Source organism: Micromonospora sp. NBC_00860, from assembly GCF_045207375.1.
Lineage (GTDB): Bacteria > Actinomycetota > Actinomycetes > Mycobacteriales > Micromonosporaceae > Micromonospora > Micromonospora vinacea.
This window is the reverse complement of the sequence record NZ_CP108825.1, coordinates 4,565,630-4,581,392: the sequence shown is the minus strand read 5'-3', so window position 1 is coordinate 4,581,392 and position 15,763 is coordinate 4,565,630. Positions and strand designations below refer to the sequence as shown.

The following is a 15,763-nucleotide window of genomic DNA, read 5'->3' as shown; positions in this document are numbered from 1 at the left end:
CCATGCGCTTGCTCCGTGATCTGTGGGACACGTCGACCCGCCGAATGACGATCGTGGCCGTCCTGATCGTGTTGGGCGCCGCAGGGCAGGCGGGCGCGTCGGCGCTGGCCGGCGCGGTGTTGGTGCATCGTTCGGCTGGCTTCTTCGCGGTGCTGGCTGCGGCTCTGGTCGCCGTGGTCCTCAGTGACCTCGCGGTGAGTCTGCTGATGGCCGGCCTGACCGCCGACTGGTCGGCCGACGTGCGTCGACGGCTCTGTCGCGTCGCTCTGGGGCAGGACCTGCCGACCCTGGAGACCACCCCGGTGGGTGAGCTGCTGGACCGGATCGACGGGGATGTCTACCAGGTGGCGTCGGCGATCCGTAACCAGGGCACCCGGCTGGCCCAGGGCCTCTGCGTCGGTCTGTTGTCGATGGTCGTGGCGCTGTTCGTGTGGTGGCCGGCGGGGATCGCGATGCTGCTGCTCACTGTGGTGCTCGCGGTCGGTCTGCGCCGGCCCACGGCGCGGATCGGCCCGGCGCGGATGGCCGAGGAGGAGGCGTGGTCCGACCTGGCGGCCGTGATGGAGGAGGCGGTGCACGGCCAGGACGACGTCCGCACCAGTCTGGCGCGGCCGTACGTGCTGCGGTTGTACGCCCGGCGGGCCTCCGCCGTGCTGTCCCGTGGCCTGGTGGTCTGGGTGCTGTCCGCCCGGGTGGCGACGGTGGCCACCGCGACGATCCGGGCGGGCATCGGCGTGGTGGTGCTCGGTGGGGCGTGGGCGTTGGCCACCGACCGGATCGACGCCGCCCGGCTCACCGCCATCTGGCTGCTCGCCCTGGCCTTCGGGGCGACCGCGGAACACGTCAGCCGGATGGTGCCGGAGATCCAGGAGGCGCTCGGCGCGTGGGCGCGGGTGCAGTTGCTCTACCAGGCCCGGCAGGAGCCGGTCGGCGGGGCCAGTCCCAGCGAGGGTGACCTGCGCATCCGGGATCTGACCTTCGGGTACGGGGAGAGTGACAGGGGGGCCGCGCTGCGCGGGCTCAGCCTCACCTTCGCCCGTGGTCGCTCGTACGCGCTGATCGGGCGGACCGGTTCGGGCAAGTCGACGTTGGCGAAGGTGCTCACCAGGGCGGTCGACGTGCCGCCGGGCACTGTCTTCCTCGGCGGCACCGACCTGTGCGACCTGGACGTCGAGCAGCTGCGCCGTTGGGTGGCGTTGGTGCCGCAGCGCACCGAGATCCTGGCCGGCACGCTCGCCGAGAACGTGGCGCTCTTCGACCCGGAACTGCTCGACGCCGCGGCTCGGGCGCTCGACGAGTTGGGCCTGGCCGGCTGGATCGCCGAGCTGCCGGACGGGTTGACGACCCGGCTGGGGGAGGGCGGGCATGTGCTGTCCGCCGGTCAGGAGCAGTTGGTGGCGTTCGCGCGGATCCTGGTGCGGGAGCCGCACGTGGTGATCCTCGACGAGGCCACCGCACGGCTGGACCCGGTCACCGAGGCGCGGGTGCAGCGGGCCACCGAACGCCTGCTGCGCGACCGGATCGGCATCGTCATCGCGCACCGACTCTCCTCGGTGCGCCGCTGTGACGAGGTGGTCGTCCTGGCCGACGGCGCGGTGGTCGAGGCCGGTCCGTTGGAGACGTCGACGCGCTTCGCCGAACTGTTGGCGACCAGCCACGCCGCCGCGTACGCGACGGTGGCGCCGGCCGGCCGCACCGGTGTCGGCACCGACCTGCTGGTCGGGCCCGGCCCGGCCGACCCCTGGCCGACCGAGCCGGCGCCGACGCGGGCCGGGCCGGTCGCGGCGGACGAGCAGGCCGCCGCCTGGCCGACCGAGCCGGCACCCACGCGGGCCGAGCCGGCGACACCGTCGGACGGCACGCAGGGCGCGGTCGCGCCGACCCGGGCCGACCCGCCGCCACTGCCGCCGGTGCCGCCGGCCCGGACGCTGCGGGAGATCTTCCGCCTCTGCACCAACGACCCCCGGTACGGGGCGGCCGCGATCGTGCTGTTCCTCGGGCTCAGCCTCTTGGGGCTGGACGGCCCGGTGCTGCCCTGGCTCTGGGCGGACCTGGTCGACGGGACGGGCAACCCGTACCTGCCGGCGGTGGGGATCGTCGCCGGGTTGCTGGTGACCCTGCCGCTGCCGTTCTACACCCACGTCTGGTTTCCGCAGTGGTGGGTGCGGCAGATGCTGCGGATCGGCCTTCGCCTGGTGCACGGCCAGACCGGGCCGCGTCGGGTCAGCTCGCACACCCCCGCGGAGGTGGTGGCGCAGGGTGGGGACACCGAGCGGGTGGTCCAGCTCGCCGACAACGTGCTGGACCAGACCGTCGCGCTGGTGCTCGTGGTCGCCATGACGGCGGTCACCGGCAGCGTCGTACCGGGGCTGTTCTTCCTCGGCACGATGGTCGTCTCCGGGCTGGCCGCGACGTTGTTCGGGCCGAAGCTGGAGCGTGCCGCCCGGGCGACGGTGGCGGCGCGGGCGTCCTTCGCCACGGCGCTGGTCTCCGCGCTCTCCGCGGCGCGGACGGTGAAGCTCGCCGGCGCGACCACGGCGGTGCTGCGCCACCTGGCGGGCCTGGACGTGCTGCGCAGCGACCGGCAGCGGCGGGAGATCTCGGTGCAGGTGTGGGCGCGTTCCACGCCGTCGATGGCCAGTGGGTTGTTGCCGATCGGCGCGTGGGCGCTCTACCTGAACGGCTCGCTCTCCGCCGGGGCGGTGCTGGTGGCCGTCTCTACCCTGGGCGCGGCCCGCTGGTTCGCCTGGACGACGGCGTCGTTGATCTCGCAGTTGCCCTCGGCGCGGGTCTGGACCCGGCGCACGGCGGCGATGACCGGGGTGAGCGCGTACTCCGCGGGGGTGCCGGAGGTCGACCTGACGGCCGGGACGGCGCCCGCGCCGACCATGCCGCCGCGGCATCCGCTGCGCCGGCTGGAGTTGCGTCGCTTCGGGGTGGTGCACTCCGACGGGACGGTGGCCGTCCGGGACGTGGACCTGACCGTGCAGCGGGGGCAGTTGGTGCTGGTCGTCGGGCCGGTGGGGTCGGGCAAGTCGTCGTTGCTGCGCGGGCTGGCCGGGATCGTGCACCACACCGGCGAGCTGGCCTGGAACGGTGACCCGGTCACCGAGCCGGAGCTGTTCCTGCGTCCCAACCAGGTGGGCTACGTCGGTCAGTTGCCCCGGGTGCTGTCCGGCACTGTCGCCGACAACATCGCCCTCGGGCACCAGGTGGACGCGGCCGGGGCGGTCAGCACCGCCCAGCTCGACCATGACCTGGCCGCCGCCGGTGGTGGGCTGGGCCTGCTCATCGGGCACAAGGGCACCCGGCTCTCTGGCGGGCAGTTGCAGCGGTTGGCGTTGGCCCGGGCGTTGGCTCCGCGTACCGAACTGCTGGTCGCCGACGACGTGTCGTCGGCGCTGGACGTCACCACCGAGCTGGCGTTGTGGCAGGCGTTGCGCGGCCACGGGGTGACGGTGGTCGGCTCGACCGCGAAGCGTGCCGCGTTGGTCCGGGCCGACCACGTGGTGGTTCTGCTCGGCGGCACTGTGGCGGCCCAGGGCACCTGGCAGGACCTGGAGGGCGACTGGTCGCACCTGGCGGGTTGACCGACGGTCGGACGGCCGCCGCGTGAGCGGCCGCCCGACCGGCCGGGATCAGGAGGCGCGGGCGTACTGGGCGGGCCCGGAGTACGCGACGCCGAGCTTCGCGGCGGCCCGGCGCGGCCAGTACGGGTCGCGCAGCAACTCCCGGCCCAGCAGCACCAGGTCGGCCTCGCCGCTGGCGACGATCTGCTCGGCGTGCTCGGGCTCCACGATCAGGCCCACCGCGCCGGTCGACACGCCGGCCTCGCGGCGGATCTGGGCGGCCAGCGGCACCTGGTAGCCGGGGCCGAGCGGGATGCGCTGGTCCACGCTCACGCCACCGGAGGACGCGTCGACCAGGTCGACGCCGACGCCGGCCAGCTCGCCGGCGAGCACCACGCTGTCCTCGATCGTCCAGCCGCCGTCGACCCAGTCGGTGGCGGAGATCCGGGTCAGCACCGGCACGTCCTCGCCGACCGCGGCACGGACCGCGCGGGCCACCTCCAGTGTGAGTCGCATCCGGGCGGCCCGGTCGCCGCCGTACGCGTCGGTGCGGTGGTTGGTCAGCGGCGAGAGGAACTCGTTGAGCAGGTAACCGTGGGCGGCGTGGATCTCCACGGCGGCGAAGCCGGCGTCCAGCGCGCGTTGGGCGCCGGCCGCGAACGCCTCGACCACACCGGCGATGCCGGCCTCGTCGAGGCTGGTCGGTGTCCGGTAGCCGGTGGTGAAGGGCTCCGAACCGGGGGCGACGGGCGTCCAGCCGCCTTCGGCGTCCGGCACGCCACCGCGCTCGGGCGCCCACGGCCGGTAGGTGGAGGCCTTGAAGCCGGCATGCGCGAGCTGCACGGCCGGCACCGCGCCGTGGGCGGCGACGAACGCGGTCACCGGCCGCCAGGCGTCGACGTGGGCACCCGACCAGAGGCCGGTGTCCTGGGGGCTGATCCGGCCTTCGGGAAGTACGGCGGTCGCCTCGGTCAGCACCAGGCCGGCGCCGCCCACCGCGCGGCTGCCGAGGTGGATCAGGTGCCAGTCGGTGGGCAGGCCGTCGGGGCCGGCGGAGTACTGGCACATCGGCGCCATGGCGACCCGGTTGGGCACTGTGACCCCGCGCAGGGCCAGGGGAGTGAACAGGGAACTCATGGGGTCATCCTCTCCGACACGGCGACGGGCCCCCGGGGAGAGGGGCCCGTCGCCGTACTGGTGAACCGGTCAGGCAGGAACGGGGGTGAGCTCGGGCCGGGTGTCGGCGACCGGCTCCGGGTCGGTCAGGTCACGCCGGCCGGCGGACTCGTACGCGGCGCGGTCGAGGGTGCCCTCGCGGGCGGCGACCACCGTCGGCACCAGGGCCTGCCCCGCGACGTTGGTGGCGGTGCGGATCATGTCCAGGATCGGGTCGATGGCCAGCAGCAGGCCGGCGCCGGCCAGCGGCAGGCCCAGCGTGCTGAGGGTCAGGGTGAGCATCACGATCGCGCCGGTCAGGCCGGCGGTGGCCGCCGAGCCGACCACCGACACGAAGGCGATCAGCAGGTAGTCGCCGATGCCGAGGTCCACGCCGAACACCTGGGCCACGAAGATCGCGGCGAGGGCCGGGTAGATGGCGGCGCAACCGTCCATCTTCGTGGTGGCGCCGAACGGCACCGCGAACGAGGCGTACTCGCGGGGCACACCGAGACGCTCGACGGAGCGCTGGGTCACCGGCATGGTGCCGACCGAGGAGCGGGACACGAAGGCCAGCTCGATCGCCGGCCACGCGCCGGCGAAGAAGCGCAGCGGGTTGAGGCGGCCGGCGAGGATCAGCACCAGCGGGTAGACCACGAACAGCACGATGGCGCAGCCGACGTAGACGGCTGTGGTGAACTTCGCGAGGGGGGCCAGCAGGTCCCAGCCGTACGAGGCGACGGCGTTGCCGATGAGGCCGAGTGTGCCGATCGGGGCGAGCCGGATGACCCACCAGAGCGCCTTCTGGACGATTTCCAGCAGGGAGCGGTTGAGCGCCACGAACGGTTCGGCGGCGTCGCCGACCAGCAGGGCCGCGGCACCGATGACGATGGCGAGGAAGACGATCTGGAGGACGTTGCCCTCGACGAACGCGCCGACCGGGTTGGTGGGCACGATGCCGGTGAGGAAGTCGGTCCACGAGCCGGTGTTCTTCGGCGGGGCCGCTCCGCCCAGGTCGAGGGTCACGCCCTTGCCGGGGTTGGTGAGCAGGCCGAGGCCGATGCCGATGCTCACCGCGATCAGCGCGGTGATGCCGAACCACAGCAGGGTCTTGAGGGCGAGCCGGGCGGCGTTGGCGACCCCGCGCAGGCTGACCACGCTGACCACGATGGCGGTGAAGACCAGTGGCGGCACGGCCAGTTTGAGCAGTTGGACGAAGAGGCTGCCGACTGTGTGCAGGGTGCTGGTCAGCCAGCTCAGGTCGTTGCTGCGGGCGAGGAAGCCGAGCGCGACGCCGAGCACGAGGCCGAGCAGGATCTGCACGGAGAAGGGAATTTTGCGCAGGCTGAAGGGCATTGAGATGTATCCAATTGTCCGGTCCGATCGGGGCAGGCGTGGGAACGCGGCTAGCCCGGACAGATGCCACTGGCCTGCAGTCGGAGATCGACATACAGGCGGACAGTGAGGCCCCAGACATTGGTCATCGCTGGCCGACGTTACGCCGATTCCCGCTCATCGGAAGGACCGGACGGCGTGAGGCTCCTTACAGAGAGCCAGCGCGGTGGCGGTGCTCACGCCCCACAGCACCGCGAGGGCGAGGATCAGCCGTTCCAGCACCCCCACCACCGGACCCCGGCCGACGACGAGCATCGCCAGCCCCACAGTGGCGCAGAGCGGCAGGGCCAGCGTGGCGGCCGCGCCGGCCAGCCGGCGCACCGTGAGGCCGGCCGACCCGGAGACCGCCAGCGTGATCATGGCGAAGACCACGGCAGCGGTCGCCGCTATGCTCGCGCCGCCGTGCACCAGGTCCGCCGTCGTCGCGCGCTCGAACGGTGGCAACGGGCAGCCGTCGGAGCAGGTCACCGCCCCGGACACGGCGGTGAACACGGCCCCGGCGGCGAGCAGCGCCGGGGCCGCCGCCCACACCCCGGGGGGAAGCGCCGCGCCGATCAGCAGCAACGCGCCGGCGAGGGCCAGGATCCCGATCCGGTACGTCGTAGCGTGGGCGCTGCCGGCGATGCCCGCCTCACTGACGTACCCGGTGAACCCTGGACCGGGACCGGCGACCACGGCGAGCGTCACCGCCAGCGCACCGGCCAGGGTGCAGCCGGCCGCTGCGGACCCGGCGACCCGGCGGGCGACGTCGCCGCGGGCCCTCGGCGCGGTCGGGGTGGCCGGCCGACCCTGCTCAGCCACGCCCGTGCGGCGTGTGCCAGCCCGACTCGTCCGGCCCGAGTGGCACGATGCCGCTGGGATTGATCTCCCGGTGTGTGCCGTAGTAGTGCCGCTTGATGTGGTCGAAGTCCACCGTCTCGCCGAAACCCGGCGTCTGGAACAGGTCGCGGGCGTACGCCCACAGCACCGGCATCTCGGTCAGCTTGTTGCGGTTGCACTTGAAGTGCCCGTGGTACGCGGCGTCGAAGCGGACCAGCGTGGTGAACAGCCGCACGTCCGCCTCGGTGATCGCGTCACCCATCAGGTAACGCTGCCCGGCCAGCCGCTCGGAGAGCGCGTCCAGCCGGGCGAAGAGCGCCCGGAACGCCTCGTCGTACGCCGCCTGGGAGGTGGCGAACCCGCAGCGGTAGACGCCGTTGTTCACGTCGGTGTGGATCTCGGCCATCAGCGCGTCCATCTCGGGGCGCAGTTCGACCGGGTACAGGTCCGGCGCCTCCGCGCGGTGCAGCGACCGCCACTCGGTGGAGAGGTCGAGGGTGAGCTGCGGATAGTCGTTCGTGACCACCCGGCCGGTCAGGGTGTCGACGAGCGCCGGCACTGTCACCCGGCCGGTGTAGTCCGGGTCGGTGGCCAGGTACGCCTCGGAGAGGAAGCTCACGCCGAGGACCGGGTCGAAACCGTCCGGGTCGAGGGCGAACGCCCAGCCCCGCTCGTCCCGGATCGGGTCGACGGTGCCCAGCGAGATCGCGTCGTCCAGCCCGAGCAGGCCCCGCACGATCCTCGCCCGGTGTGCCCACGGGCAGGCCCGGCACCAGATCAGCCGGTAACGGCCGGCCTCCAGCGGCCAGCGGTCCTGCTCGTCCGGGCCGCCACCGGGTGGCGAGGTGGAGTCGGCGGTGACCCGACCGGTGAACCGGTTCGGCTGGCGGACGAACGCGCCGCCGCCGCTGGTCTCTGCGCTGAACTGGGCCCGGGCCATGCCGTCAACCTATCCGCTACGGGCGCGGATATCCTGGCGGCCAGCAGCCCTCGTGACCCGGTGGGCGTGCCCCACCCCCGCCGTCTGCACCCCCTAAGGACTCGCGATGACCGTGGCATACCTGGTGGCCGGTGTCCGCACCCCGATCGGCCGGTACGCGGGCGCGCTGGCCGGCGTCCGCCCCGACGACCTGGCCGCGCACGTGATCCGTGAACTGGTCGCCCGTCATCCGTCGGTGGACTGGGCGCGGGTCGACGACGTCGTGCTCGGCTGCGCCAACCAGGCCGGCGAGGACAACCGCAACGTGGCCCGGATGGCGGCGCTGCTGGCCGGCCTGCCCGAGGAGGTGCCGGGCAGCACTGTCAACCGGCTCTGCGGCTCGGGCCTGGACGCGCTCGCCACCGCCGCCCGGTCCATCGTCGCCGGGGACGCGGAGCTGGTGATCGCCGGCGGGGTGGAGAGCATGAGCCGGGCGCCGTTCGTCATGCCGAAGGCGACGTCGGCGTACTCCCGCTCGGCCGAGGTGTACGACACCACACTGGGCTGGCGGTTGGTGAACCCGTTGATGCGCGACGGGTGGGGGGTCGACTCGATGCCGGAGACGGCGGAGAACGTGGCCGCCGAGTACGGCGTCAGCCGCGCCGAGCAGGACGCCTTCGCGTACCGCTCGCAGCAGCGTGCGGCCAAGGCGCAGGCCGACGGCCGGTTCGCCGAGGAGATCGTGGCGGTGTCGGTGCCGGCCGGTCGTCGGGAGACCCGGCTGGTCGAGGTCGACGAGCATCCCCGGGAGACTTCGCTGGACAAACTGGCCTCGCTGCCCACCCCGTTCCGCGACGGCGGCACGGTGACCGCCGGCAACTCCTCGGGCGTCAACGACGGCGCTGTGGCGCTGCTGGTGGCCAGCGAGGCGGCGGTCGCCCGGTACGGCCTGACCCCGCTGGCCCGGATCGTCGGCGCGGCGGCGGCCGGTGTGCCGCCCCGGATCATGGGGATCGGCCCGGTGCCGGCCACCCGCAAGCTGCTCGACCGCGTCGGCGTCGAGTTGGGTGCGGTGGACGTGGTGGAGCTGAACGAGGCATTCGCCGCGCAGTCCGTGGCGGTGCTGCGGGAGCTGGGGCTGCCCGTTGACGCCGACCACGTCAACCCGAACGGTGGGGCCATCGCGCTCGGGCATCCGCTGGGTGCCAGCGGCGCGCGGCTGGCGCTGACCGCCGCGCTGGAATTGCGCCGTCGAGGTGGCCGGCGGGCGTTGGCCACCATGTGCATCGGCGTTGGTCAAGGCATCTCGCTGTTGCTGGAGTCAGCCGCCTAGAGTGGTCCACACCACACGACCCGCGGGTCGACCGGTGCTCGCGCGTGCCCGGGGCACGCCCATTCGCCGGTGCCGTCCCGCGCCGCGGCGATGAACTGGGGAGCACACTGATGCCGGACGGACTGCCGACCGAGATCGATCTGACCAGGCCGAGCGCGGCCCGGGTGTACGACTACTTCCTGGGCGGGGCGCACAACTTCGAGATCGACAGGCAGTTGGCCGAGCAGATCGCCAGCATGACCCCGAATCTCGCCGCCACCATGCGTTCCGGTCGGGAGTTCCTGCGTCGGGCCGTCCGGGTGCTGCTCGACGCCGGCATCGACCAGTTCCTCGACATCGGCTCCGGAATTCCCACAGTGGGCAACGTGCACGAGGTGGCGCAGGGCGTGAACCCCAAGGCCCGCGTGGTGTACGTCGACATCGACCCGGTGGCCGTCGCGCACAGCCGGGAGCTGTTGGCCGGCAACGAGCTGACCGGGGTCATCCACGCCGACCTGCGTGAGCCGGAGCGGATCCTCGCCGAGACCCGACGGCTCGGCCTGATCGACTTCAGCCGACCGATGGGCATCCTGCTGGCCGGGGTGGTGCACTTCATCCCGGACGCCGACCGACCCGAGGCGATCCTGGCCACCCTGCGGGACGCCGCCGCGCCGGGCAGCTTCCTGGTCGTCTCGCACTCCACATTCGAGGACCAGCCGCAGGAGATGCTGGACGCCCAGCGGCTCTCTGCCCGCACCGCCACCGAGATCACCCTGCGCTCCCGGGCGCAGGTCACCGGCTTCTTCGGCGACTGGACAGTGCTGGAGCCGGGAGTGGTGCACATGCCGCTCTGGCGCCCCGACTCACCGTCCGACGTGGACGAGCACCCGGAGCGGTTCGGCGCCTTCGGGGGCGTCGCCCGGTACGACCAGCCCGCCGGCTGATCCCGTGGTCGCCGTCCCGGACCCCGCCGGGGTCGATGCCGGCCGGGACCCCGCCGGGGTCGTCGCCGGCCGGGCCGACCCTCAGGGGTACGCCGCCGACTGGGCGCGCGCGGTGCGCCGCCTCGGTTTCGTGCCACTCAGCGTGGCCGAGACCGAGCGGCTGCTGCTGGCGCACACCATCCGGCTGGCCCAGGCGGTCCGGGCGGAGCCGTTCACCACCCGCCCGGCCGAGGAGGTCGGGCGGGCCCTGGTGGAGGCGCACCTCACCGAGCCGCAGGCCCTGGAGTGGACGCTGCAGGCGCTCGGTGCGACCTTCGGGCGGCGGGTCCTGGGCGACGGTGACCGGCCGGCGGATCTCGCCGAGCGGATCGCGGCGATGCAGGGCGGCGTGGCCGCCGGGTTCGCCCGCGCGCTGCGCGACCGCACCTTCAGCCAGCAGGAGCGGATCGCCCGGTCGGCCTGGCAGGCGCGCGACGAGGTCGAGCAGGCGCTGCGCGAGAGCGAGGCGCGGTTCCGGGCGGTGTTCACCGGTGCCGCGATCGGGATCGGGATCGCCGGCGTGGACGGCCGGATCATCGACGTCAACCAGGCGTTCGCCGACATGCTCGGCTACACGATCGAGGAGTTGCGCGAGATCAACGTGGCGGCGCTGTTCCACGCCGACGACGCCGCCGGGATGTGGGAGCTCTACCAGGAGCTGATCGAGGGCAAGCACGACGCGGCCCGGGTGGAGAAGCGCTACCACCGCAAGGACGGCAGCGTGGTCTGGACGGACCTGGCCGTCTCGCTGATCCGACACGAGGGGCGACCCCGATTCACCGTCGCGATGATCGAGGACATCACCGAGCGGTACGAACTCCAGCAGCGGCTGCGCTTCCAGGCGCTGCACGACCCGCTGACCGGGCTGCCCAACCGGACGCTGTTCTTCGAGACGTTGGGGCGGGTGCTCGACACTGCGGGCGTCGGCCAGCGGGTCGGGGTGTGCTTCCTCGACCTGGACGGCTTCAAGGCGATCAACGACAGCCTCGGCCACGACCTCGGTGACCGACTGCTCGTGATGATCGGCCGGCGGCTGGCCGCGTGCGTGGCCGACCACGGCCACCTGGTCGCCCGGATGGGGGGCGACGAGTTCGTGATCCTCGTCGACGGAGGGGACGACACCGACGACCCGGTCGCCGTCGCGGAGGCCGCGCTGGCCGCCGTCGCCGCCCCGGTCCACGTCGGTGAGCACCAGTTGGCAGTCTCGGCCAGTGTGGGCATCGTGCACTGTCCCGCCTCGGAGACCACCGCGTCCGAGCTGATGAAGGCGGCGGACACCACGCTGTACTGGGCCAAGGCGGCGGGTCGGGGCCGGTGGGCGGTCTACGACCCGGAGCGCGGCGCCCGGGACATCGCCCGATCGGCGCTGGTGGCCGGGCTGCCCGCCGCACTGGACCGGGGCGAGTTCGTGCTGCATTACCAGCCGATCGTGTCGCTGCTGGAGGGGACCATGCTCGCCGTGGAGGCGCTGGTCCGTTGGGAGCACCCGGAGCTGGGCCTGATCGGGCCGGACCGGTTCATCGGCCTGGCCGAGGAGACCGGCCTGATCGTCCGGCTCGGCGAGTGGGTGCTGCGGCAGGCCTGCGCCGACGCCGAACGGTGGTGGCGGGAGTTCCCGGACGCCAGGCTGGTGGTCAGCGTCAACCTGGCCGCCCGGCAGGCCGACGAACCGGCCATCGTGGACACTGTCGCCGACGCGTTGCAGACCAGCGGGCTGCCCGCCGAGCTGCTGCAACTGGAGCTGACCGAGAGCGCCGTGATGGGCAGCGCCGGTGAACCCCTGCGCAGCCTGCACCGGCTCGCCGCGCTCGGCGTCCGGCTGGCCGTGGACGACTTCGGCACCGGGTACTCCAATCTGGCGTACCTGCGTCGGTTGCCGATCCACTGCCTGAAGCTCGCCGGCCCGTTCGTCGAGGGCATCCGCGCGGACGGGACCGACCAGGCAGCCGACCACCGCGACGAACGGATCGTCGACGCGTTGGTCCGGTTGGCGCACGCGTTGGAGTTGTGGGTCACAGCCGAGGCGGTGGAGACGGGCGTGCAGGCGGAACGGCTGCGGGCGCTGCGCTGCGACACCGGGCAGGGCCGGTACTTCGGCGCGCCCGCGCCGGCCGAGGCGATCACCGCCCGGCTGCGCGGCGGCGGGGCGGCGGCGGCGTGAGCGAGCGCAGCGAGCGAACCGGCTGGCACAGCAGCGTGGCGCGAAGCGACGGCACGGAGCGAAGCGGAGTGCTGGCGTGAGCGAGCGCAGCGAGCGAACCAGTCGGCACAGCAGCGTGGCGCGAAGCGACGGCGCGCGGCGGAGCGGGGGACCGTTCCGGTCCGGAGGGTGGCGACGGAAGGTGGCGACGTGGACCTGACGGACTCGCAGACGGCGGTGACAGTGGTGGCCGGGCTGGCCATCCTGGCCGGGTTGGCAGGAGTGGTGGTGCCCGGCCTGCCGGCATTGCCGTTGTGCTGGGGCGGCGTGCTGCTCTGGGCGGTCTTCGGCGGCGCCGGCCTGGGTGGCTGGGCGGTGTTCGCCGCCGCCACAGTGGTCGCCGGGGGCGGCGCCGTGATCAAGTACGCGTGGCCGGGCCGGAACCTGAAGCGCACCGGTGTGCCGACCTCCACGCTGCTCGCCGGCGGGGTGCTCGGCATCATCGGGTTCTTCGTGGTGCCGGTGGTCGGCCTGGTGCTCGGCTTCGTGGCCGGGGTGTGGGCGGCCGAACGCCTCCGGTTGGGCAGCAACCAGTTGGCCTGGCCGTCCACCGTGCAGGCTCTGAAGGCCGCCGGCCTGTCGATGCTTGTCGAGTTCGCCGCCGGCCTGATCATTGCCGCACTGTGGGTGGCCGGTCTGCTGATGACGTGACCCGCCGCTCTCGGTCGGACGAGTTCGGGGCGGGGCGGCGGAGCCACTGCGGCTAGGGTCGGTCCCATGCGCGTCGTGGTGCTCGGCGGTCGTGGTGCCTGGCCCTCCGCCGAACAGGGGTGTGCGGGGTTTCTGGTCGAGCACCACGGCTTTCGGCTGTTGATCGATCCTGGCTACGCGACGGTGCAACCGCTGCTGACCCGGCTGCCCGCTTCGGCTGTCGACGCGGTGTACGTCAGCCACGGCCATCCCGACCACTGCGCCGACCTCCAGCCACTGCTGCGGGCACGGGTGTTGTCCGACCGCTCCGCGCCGGCCCTGCCGGTGTACGCGCCGACCGGCGGCCTCGACGCACTGCTCGCGATCGACGAGTCAGGGCTCGTCGACACGGCGTACCGACTGCACGCGTTCAGCCCCGGCGACAACTTCGATGTCGGCCCGTTCGCCGTGCGGACCTGGTCACTGCCGCACTGGGTGCCGAACGCCGGTGTGCGTTTCTCCGCTGGCGGAACGGTGTTGGCCTACACCGGGGACACCGGGCCGAGCCCGATGCTCGTCGAGTTGGCCCGCGACGCCGACCTGCTGATCGCCGACGCCACGTATGTCGACGAGATCCCGGACCGGCATGTCGGATTCTTGTCGAGCGCCGCCGAGGTGGGTCGCTACGCCACTGCGGCACGGACCAGTGCGGTCCTGCTGACGCACCTGTGGCCGGGCACGGACCCCGACGCGGCGGTCGCCGCGGCACGGCGGGCGTACGGCGGTCCGGTCGCCGTGGCCCGGTCGGGCCTGCTGGTCGATCTGCCCGCCGGACGTCAGGTCCCGTCCTGACGGGTCGGGGGCGCGGGGCACTTGTCGGGCACGGCGGATCGCCGTACTGAGAGAGAGGCTGTGCCCCGCGCCGCCGCGGTCCGGGCGGTCCGAGTGCCCGGGTAGGCCCGTCGCGAACGGGCTGGTCACGTGGTTAAGGATGCGGCCGGGGTGGCCCGGGTGGCAACACAATTAGCCGCGACGTCGGTGAGATTCCCACCGACTACGTATTGACCGCCTTGATCGGCCGGGACGACACTTTGCCCACTCGCACGCGGAACCACCTCAGGGAGGTGTGCAGTGGCCACGACGCCCGTGCCGACCGCCGAGCAACCGATGGACGAGGATGCCCGACGGCTCGCTGAACTCGGCTACAAACAGGAGTTGCGCCGCAAGTGGAGTGGCTTCTCCAACTTCGCCATCTCCTTCTCGATCATCTCGATTCTGGCCGGTTGCTTCACCACCTTCGGTCAGGCGTGGAACAACGGCGGGCCGGTCGCCATCTCCTGGGGTTGGCCACTGATCTCGCTGTTCATCCTGATCATCGGTTTCTGCATGGCGGAGCTGGTGTCGGCGTACCCGACTGCGGGCGGGATCTACTGGTGGGCGGCCACCATGGGCCGTCCGGTGCACGGCTGGTTCACCGGCTGGCTGAACCTGATCGGTCTGGTGGCGGTCACCGCCTCGGTCGACTACGGCTGCGCGACGTTCCTCAACCTCACCCTGTCGGCGCTCTTCGACGGTTGGGCCGGGACGCTGCGTCAGGCGTTCGTCCTCTTCGTGATCATCCTGGTGCTGCACGGGCTGATCAACATCTTCGGGCACCGGATCATCGACGTACTCCAGAACGTCTCGGTCTGGTGGCACGTGGCCGGCGCGGCCGTCGTGGTGGCCATCCTGGTCTTCGTGCCCGACAACCACCAGAGCTTCCAGTTCGTGTTCACCGAGCGGTTCAACAACTCCGGCTTCGGTGACGGGGACATCGGCGGGCTGACGTTCTGGTTCTACGTGCTGCCGCTGGGCTTCCTGCTGACCCAGTACACGATCACCGGCTTCGACGCCTGCGCGCACGTCTCCGAGGAGACCCGGGGTGCCTCTCAGGCGGCGGCCCGCGGACTCTGGCAGTCGATCTTCTACTCGGCGGTCGGTGGGTGGATCCTGCTGCTGGCGTTCCTCTTCGCTGCCACCGACGTCGAGGCGGTCAACGCCGCGGGCGGCTTCTCCGGCGCGATCTTCGAGTCCGCGCTGACCCCGGTCTTCTTCAAGATCGTCATCATCATCTCGACAATCGGGCAGTTCTTCTGCGGCATGAGTTGCGTGACCTCGATGAGCCGCATGGCGTACGCGTTCAGCCGGGACCGTGCGGTGCCGGGCTGGCGGCTGTGGTCGACTGTCGACCGCAACGGCACCCCGGTCAACGCGATCATCGGCGCCACAGTGGCCGGCCTGGTGCTGACCCTGCCGGCGCTCTACGAGAGCTCCGCCGGTATCCCGATCGCCTTCTACGCTGTCGTCTCCGTCGCGGTGCTCGGGCTCTACCTGTCGTTCCTCATCCCGATCGCGCTCCGGCTGCGGATGGGCGACCGGTTCGTCCCCGGGCCGTGGACGCTGGGCCGCAAGTACAAGCTGCTCGGCTGGATCGCGGTGATCGAGATCGCGATCATCGCCGTCTACTTCGTGCTGCCGATCGTGCCCGCCGGGGTGCCCGGCAACGACGGGTTCACCTGGTCGGCGGTGAACTACGCGCCACTCGCCGTCGGCGGGGTGCTGCTGCTGGTCGCCGTCTGGTGGTACGCCTCGGCCCGCAAGTGGTTCACCGGTCCGGTTCGTACCGTCGAGGAACCCGCGGCGGCGGCCGACCCGGCGCCGGCCGACGGCCCGGTCTGATCGGCACCCGGCGGGACGGGCGGTGCTGCCGTCCCGCCGGCCGGCGGTCGGGTTTGCCGCACG

General features: G+C 72.5%; 11 protein-coding genes. 7 read left to right on the top strand and 4 right to left on the bottom strand.

Going from position 1 to position 15,763, the window contains the following annotated elements; translation table 11 throughout:
• Positions 1-2: 2 nt before the first annotated feature.
• Positions 3-3,590 carry an ATP-binding cassette domain-containing protein gene (locus OH804_RS20925; protein ID WP_406058988.1) on the top strand — a complete coding sequence of 1,196 codons (3,588 nt, stop codon included), beginning with the start codon at positions 3-5 and terminating at the stop codon, positions 3,588-3,590.
• Between the two features lie 48 nt (positions 3,591-3,638).
• Here OH804_RS20925 and OH804_RS20920 read toward each other — a convergent pair whose 3' ends face one another.
• From OH804_RS20920 to OH804_RS20905, 4 genes are all read right to left on the bottom strand, one after another.
• Positions 3,639-4,706 (bottom strand): NADH:flavin oxidoreductase/NADH oxidase, encoded by a 1,068-nt coding sequence (locus OH804_RS20920; protein ID WP_406058986.1) that lies wholly within the window; start codon positions 4,704-4,706, stop codon positions 3,639-3,641.
• A gap of 69 nt (positions 4,707-4,775) precedes the next feature.
• A complete protein-coding gene (locus OH804_RS20915; RefSeq protein WP_406066611.1) occupies positions 4,776-6,068 on the bottom strand; it encodes a dicarboxylate/amino acid:cation symporter in 1,293 nt (430 codons plus the stop codon).
• 168 nt (positions 6,069-6,236) lie between these two features.
• Entirely contained in the window at positions 6,237-6,920 is a 684-nt protein-coding gene (locus OH804_RS20910; protein ID WP_196921565.1) for a DUF998 domain-containing protein, read from the bottom strand.
• Positions 6,913-7,878 carry a glutathione S-transferase family protein gene (locus OH804_RS20905; RefSeq protein WP_406058984.1) on the bottom strand — a complete coding sequence of 322 codons (966 nt, stop codon included), beginning with the start codon at positions 7,876-7,878 and terminating at the stop codon, positions 6,913-6,915. The genes OH804_RS20910 and OH804_RS20905 overlap by 8 nt, the downstream gene beginning before the upstream one ends.
• Before the next feature lie 106 nt (positions 7,879-7,984).
• Between OH804_RS20905 and pcaF the strand changes: the two genes are divergently transcribed.
• The 6 genes from pcaF to OH804_RS20875 all read left to right on the top strand — a co-directional run bounded on the left by pcaF (position 7,985) and on the right by OH804_RS20875 (position 15,700).
• Positions 7,985-9,190, top strand: a complete 1,206-nt coding sequence (pcaF, locus tag OH804_RS20900; protein WP_406058982.1) for a 3-oxoadipyl-CoA thiolase — start codon at positions 7,985-7,987, stop codon at positions 9,188-9,190.
• Positions 9,191-9,300: 110 nt separating this feature from the next.
• A complete protein-coding gene (locus tag OH804_RS20895) occupies positions 9,301-10,113 on the top strand; it encodes an SAM-dependent methyltransferase (protein WP_196921568.1) in 813 nt (270 codons plus the stop codon).
• A gap of 4 nt (positions 10,114-10,117) precedes the next feature.
• Entirely contained in the window at positions 10,118-12,313 is a 2,196-nt protein-coding gene (locus OH804_RS20890; protein WP_406058980.1) for a putative bifunctional diguanylate cyclase/phosphodiesterase, read from the top strand.
• Between the two features lie 189 nt (positions 12,314-12,502).
• Positions 12,503-13,003, top strand: a complete 501-nt coding sequence (locus tag OH804_RS20885) for a DUF456 domain-containing protein (RefSeq protein ID WP_406058978.1) — start codon at positions 12,503-12,505, stop codon at positions 13,001-13,003.
• A gap of 66 nt (positions 13,004-13,069) precedes the next feature.
• Positions 13,070-13,834, top strand: a complete 765-nt coding sequence (locus OH804_RS20880) for an MBL fold metallo-hydrolase (protein WP_406058976.1) — start codon at positions 13,070-13,072, stop codon at positions 13,832-13,834.
• A gap of 279 nt (positions 13,835-14,113) precedes the next feature.
• A complete protein-coding gene (locus OH804_RS20875) occupies positions 14,114-15,700 on the top strand; it encodes an amino acid permease (RefSeq protein WP_196921572.1) in 1,587 nt (528 codons plus the stop codon).
• The last annotated feature ends 63 nt before the right edge of the window (positions 15,701-15,763 follow it).

What these genes read in the sequence shown, in the direction of transcription:
- OH804_RS20895 (WP_196921568.1), top strand. Translation starts at nt 9,301, where the DNA reads ATGCCGGACGGACTGCCGACCGAGATCGATCTGACCAGGCCGAGCGCG.
- OH804_RS20905 (WP_406058984.1), bottom strand. Translation starts at nt 7,878, where the DNA reads ATGGCCCGGGCCCAGTTCAGCGCAGAGACCAGCGGCGGCGGCGCGTTC.
- OH804_RS20920 (WP_406058986.1), bottom strand. Translation starts at nt 4,706, where the DNA reads ATGAGTTCCCTGTTCACTCCCCTGGCCCTGCGCGGGGTCACAGTGCCC.
- OH804_RS20880 (WP_406058976.1), top strand. Translation starts at nt 13,070, where the DNA reads ATGCGCGTCGTGGTGCTCGGCGGTCGTGGTGCCTGGCCCTCCGCCGAA.
- OH804_RS20925 (WP_406058988.1), top strand. Translation starts at nt 3, where the DNA reads ATGCGCTTGCTCCGTGATCTGTGGGACACGTCGACCCGCCGAATGACG.
- pcaF (WP_406058982.1), top strand. Translation starts at nt 7,985, where the DNA reads ATGACCGTGGCATACCTGGTGGCCGGTGTCCGCACCCCGATCGGCCGG.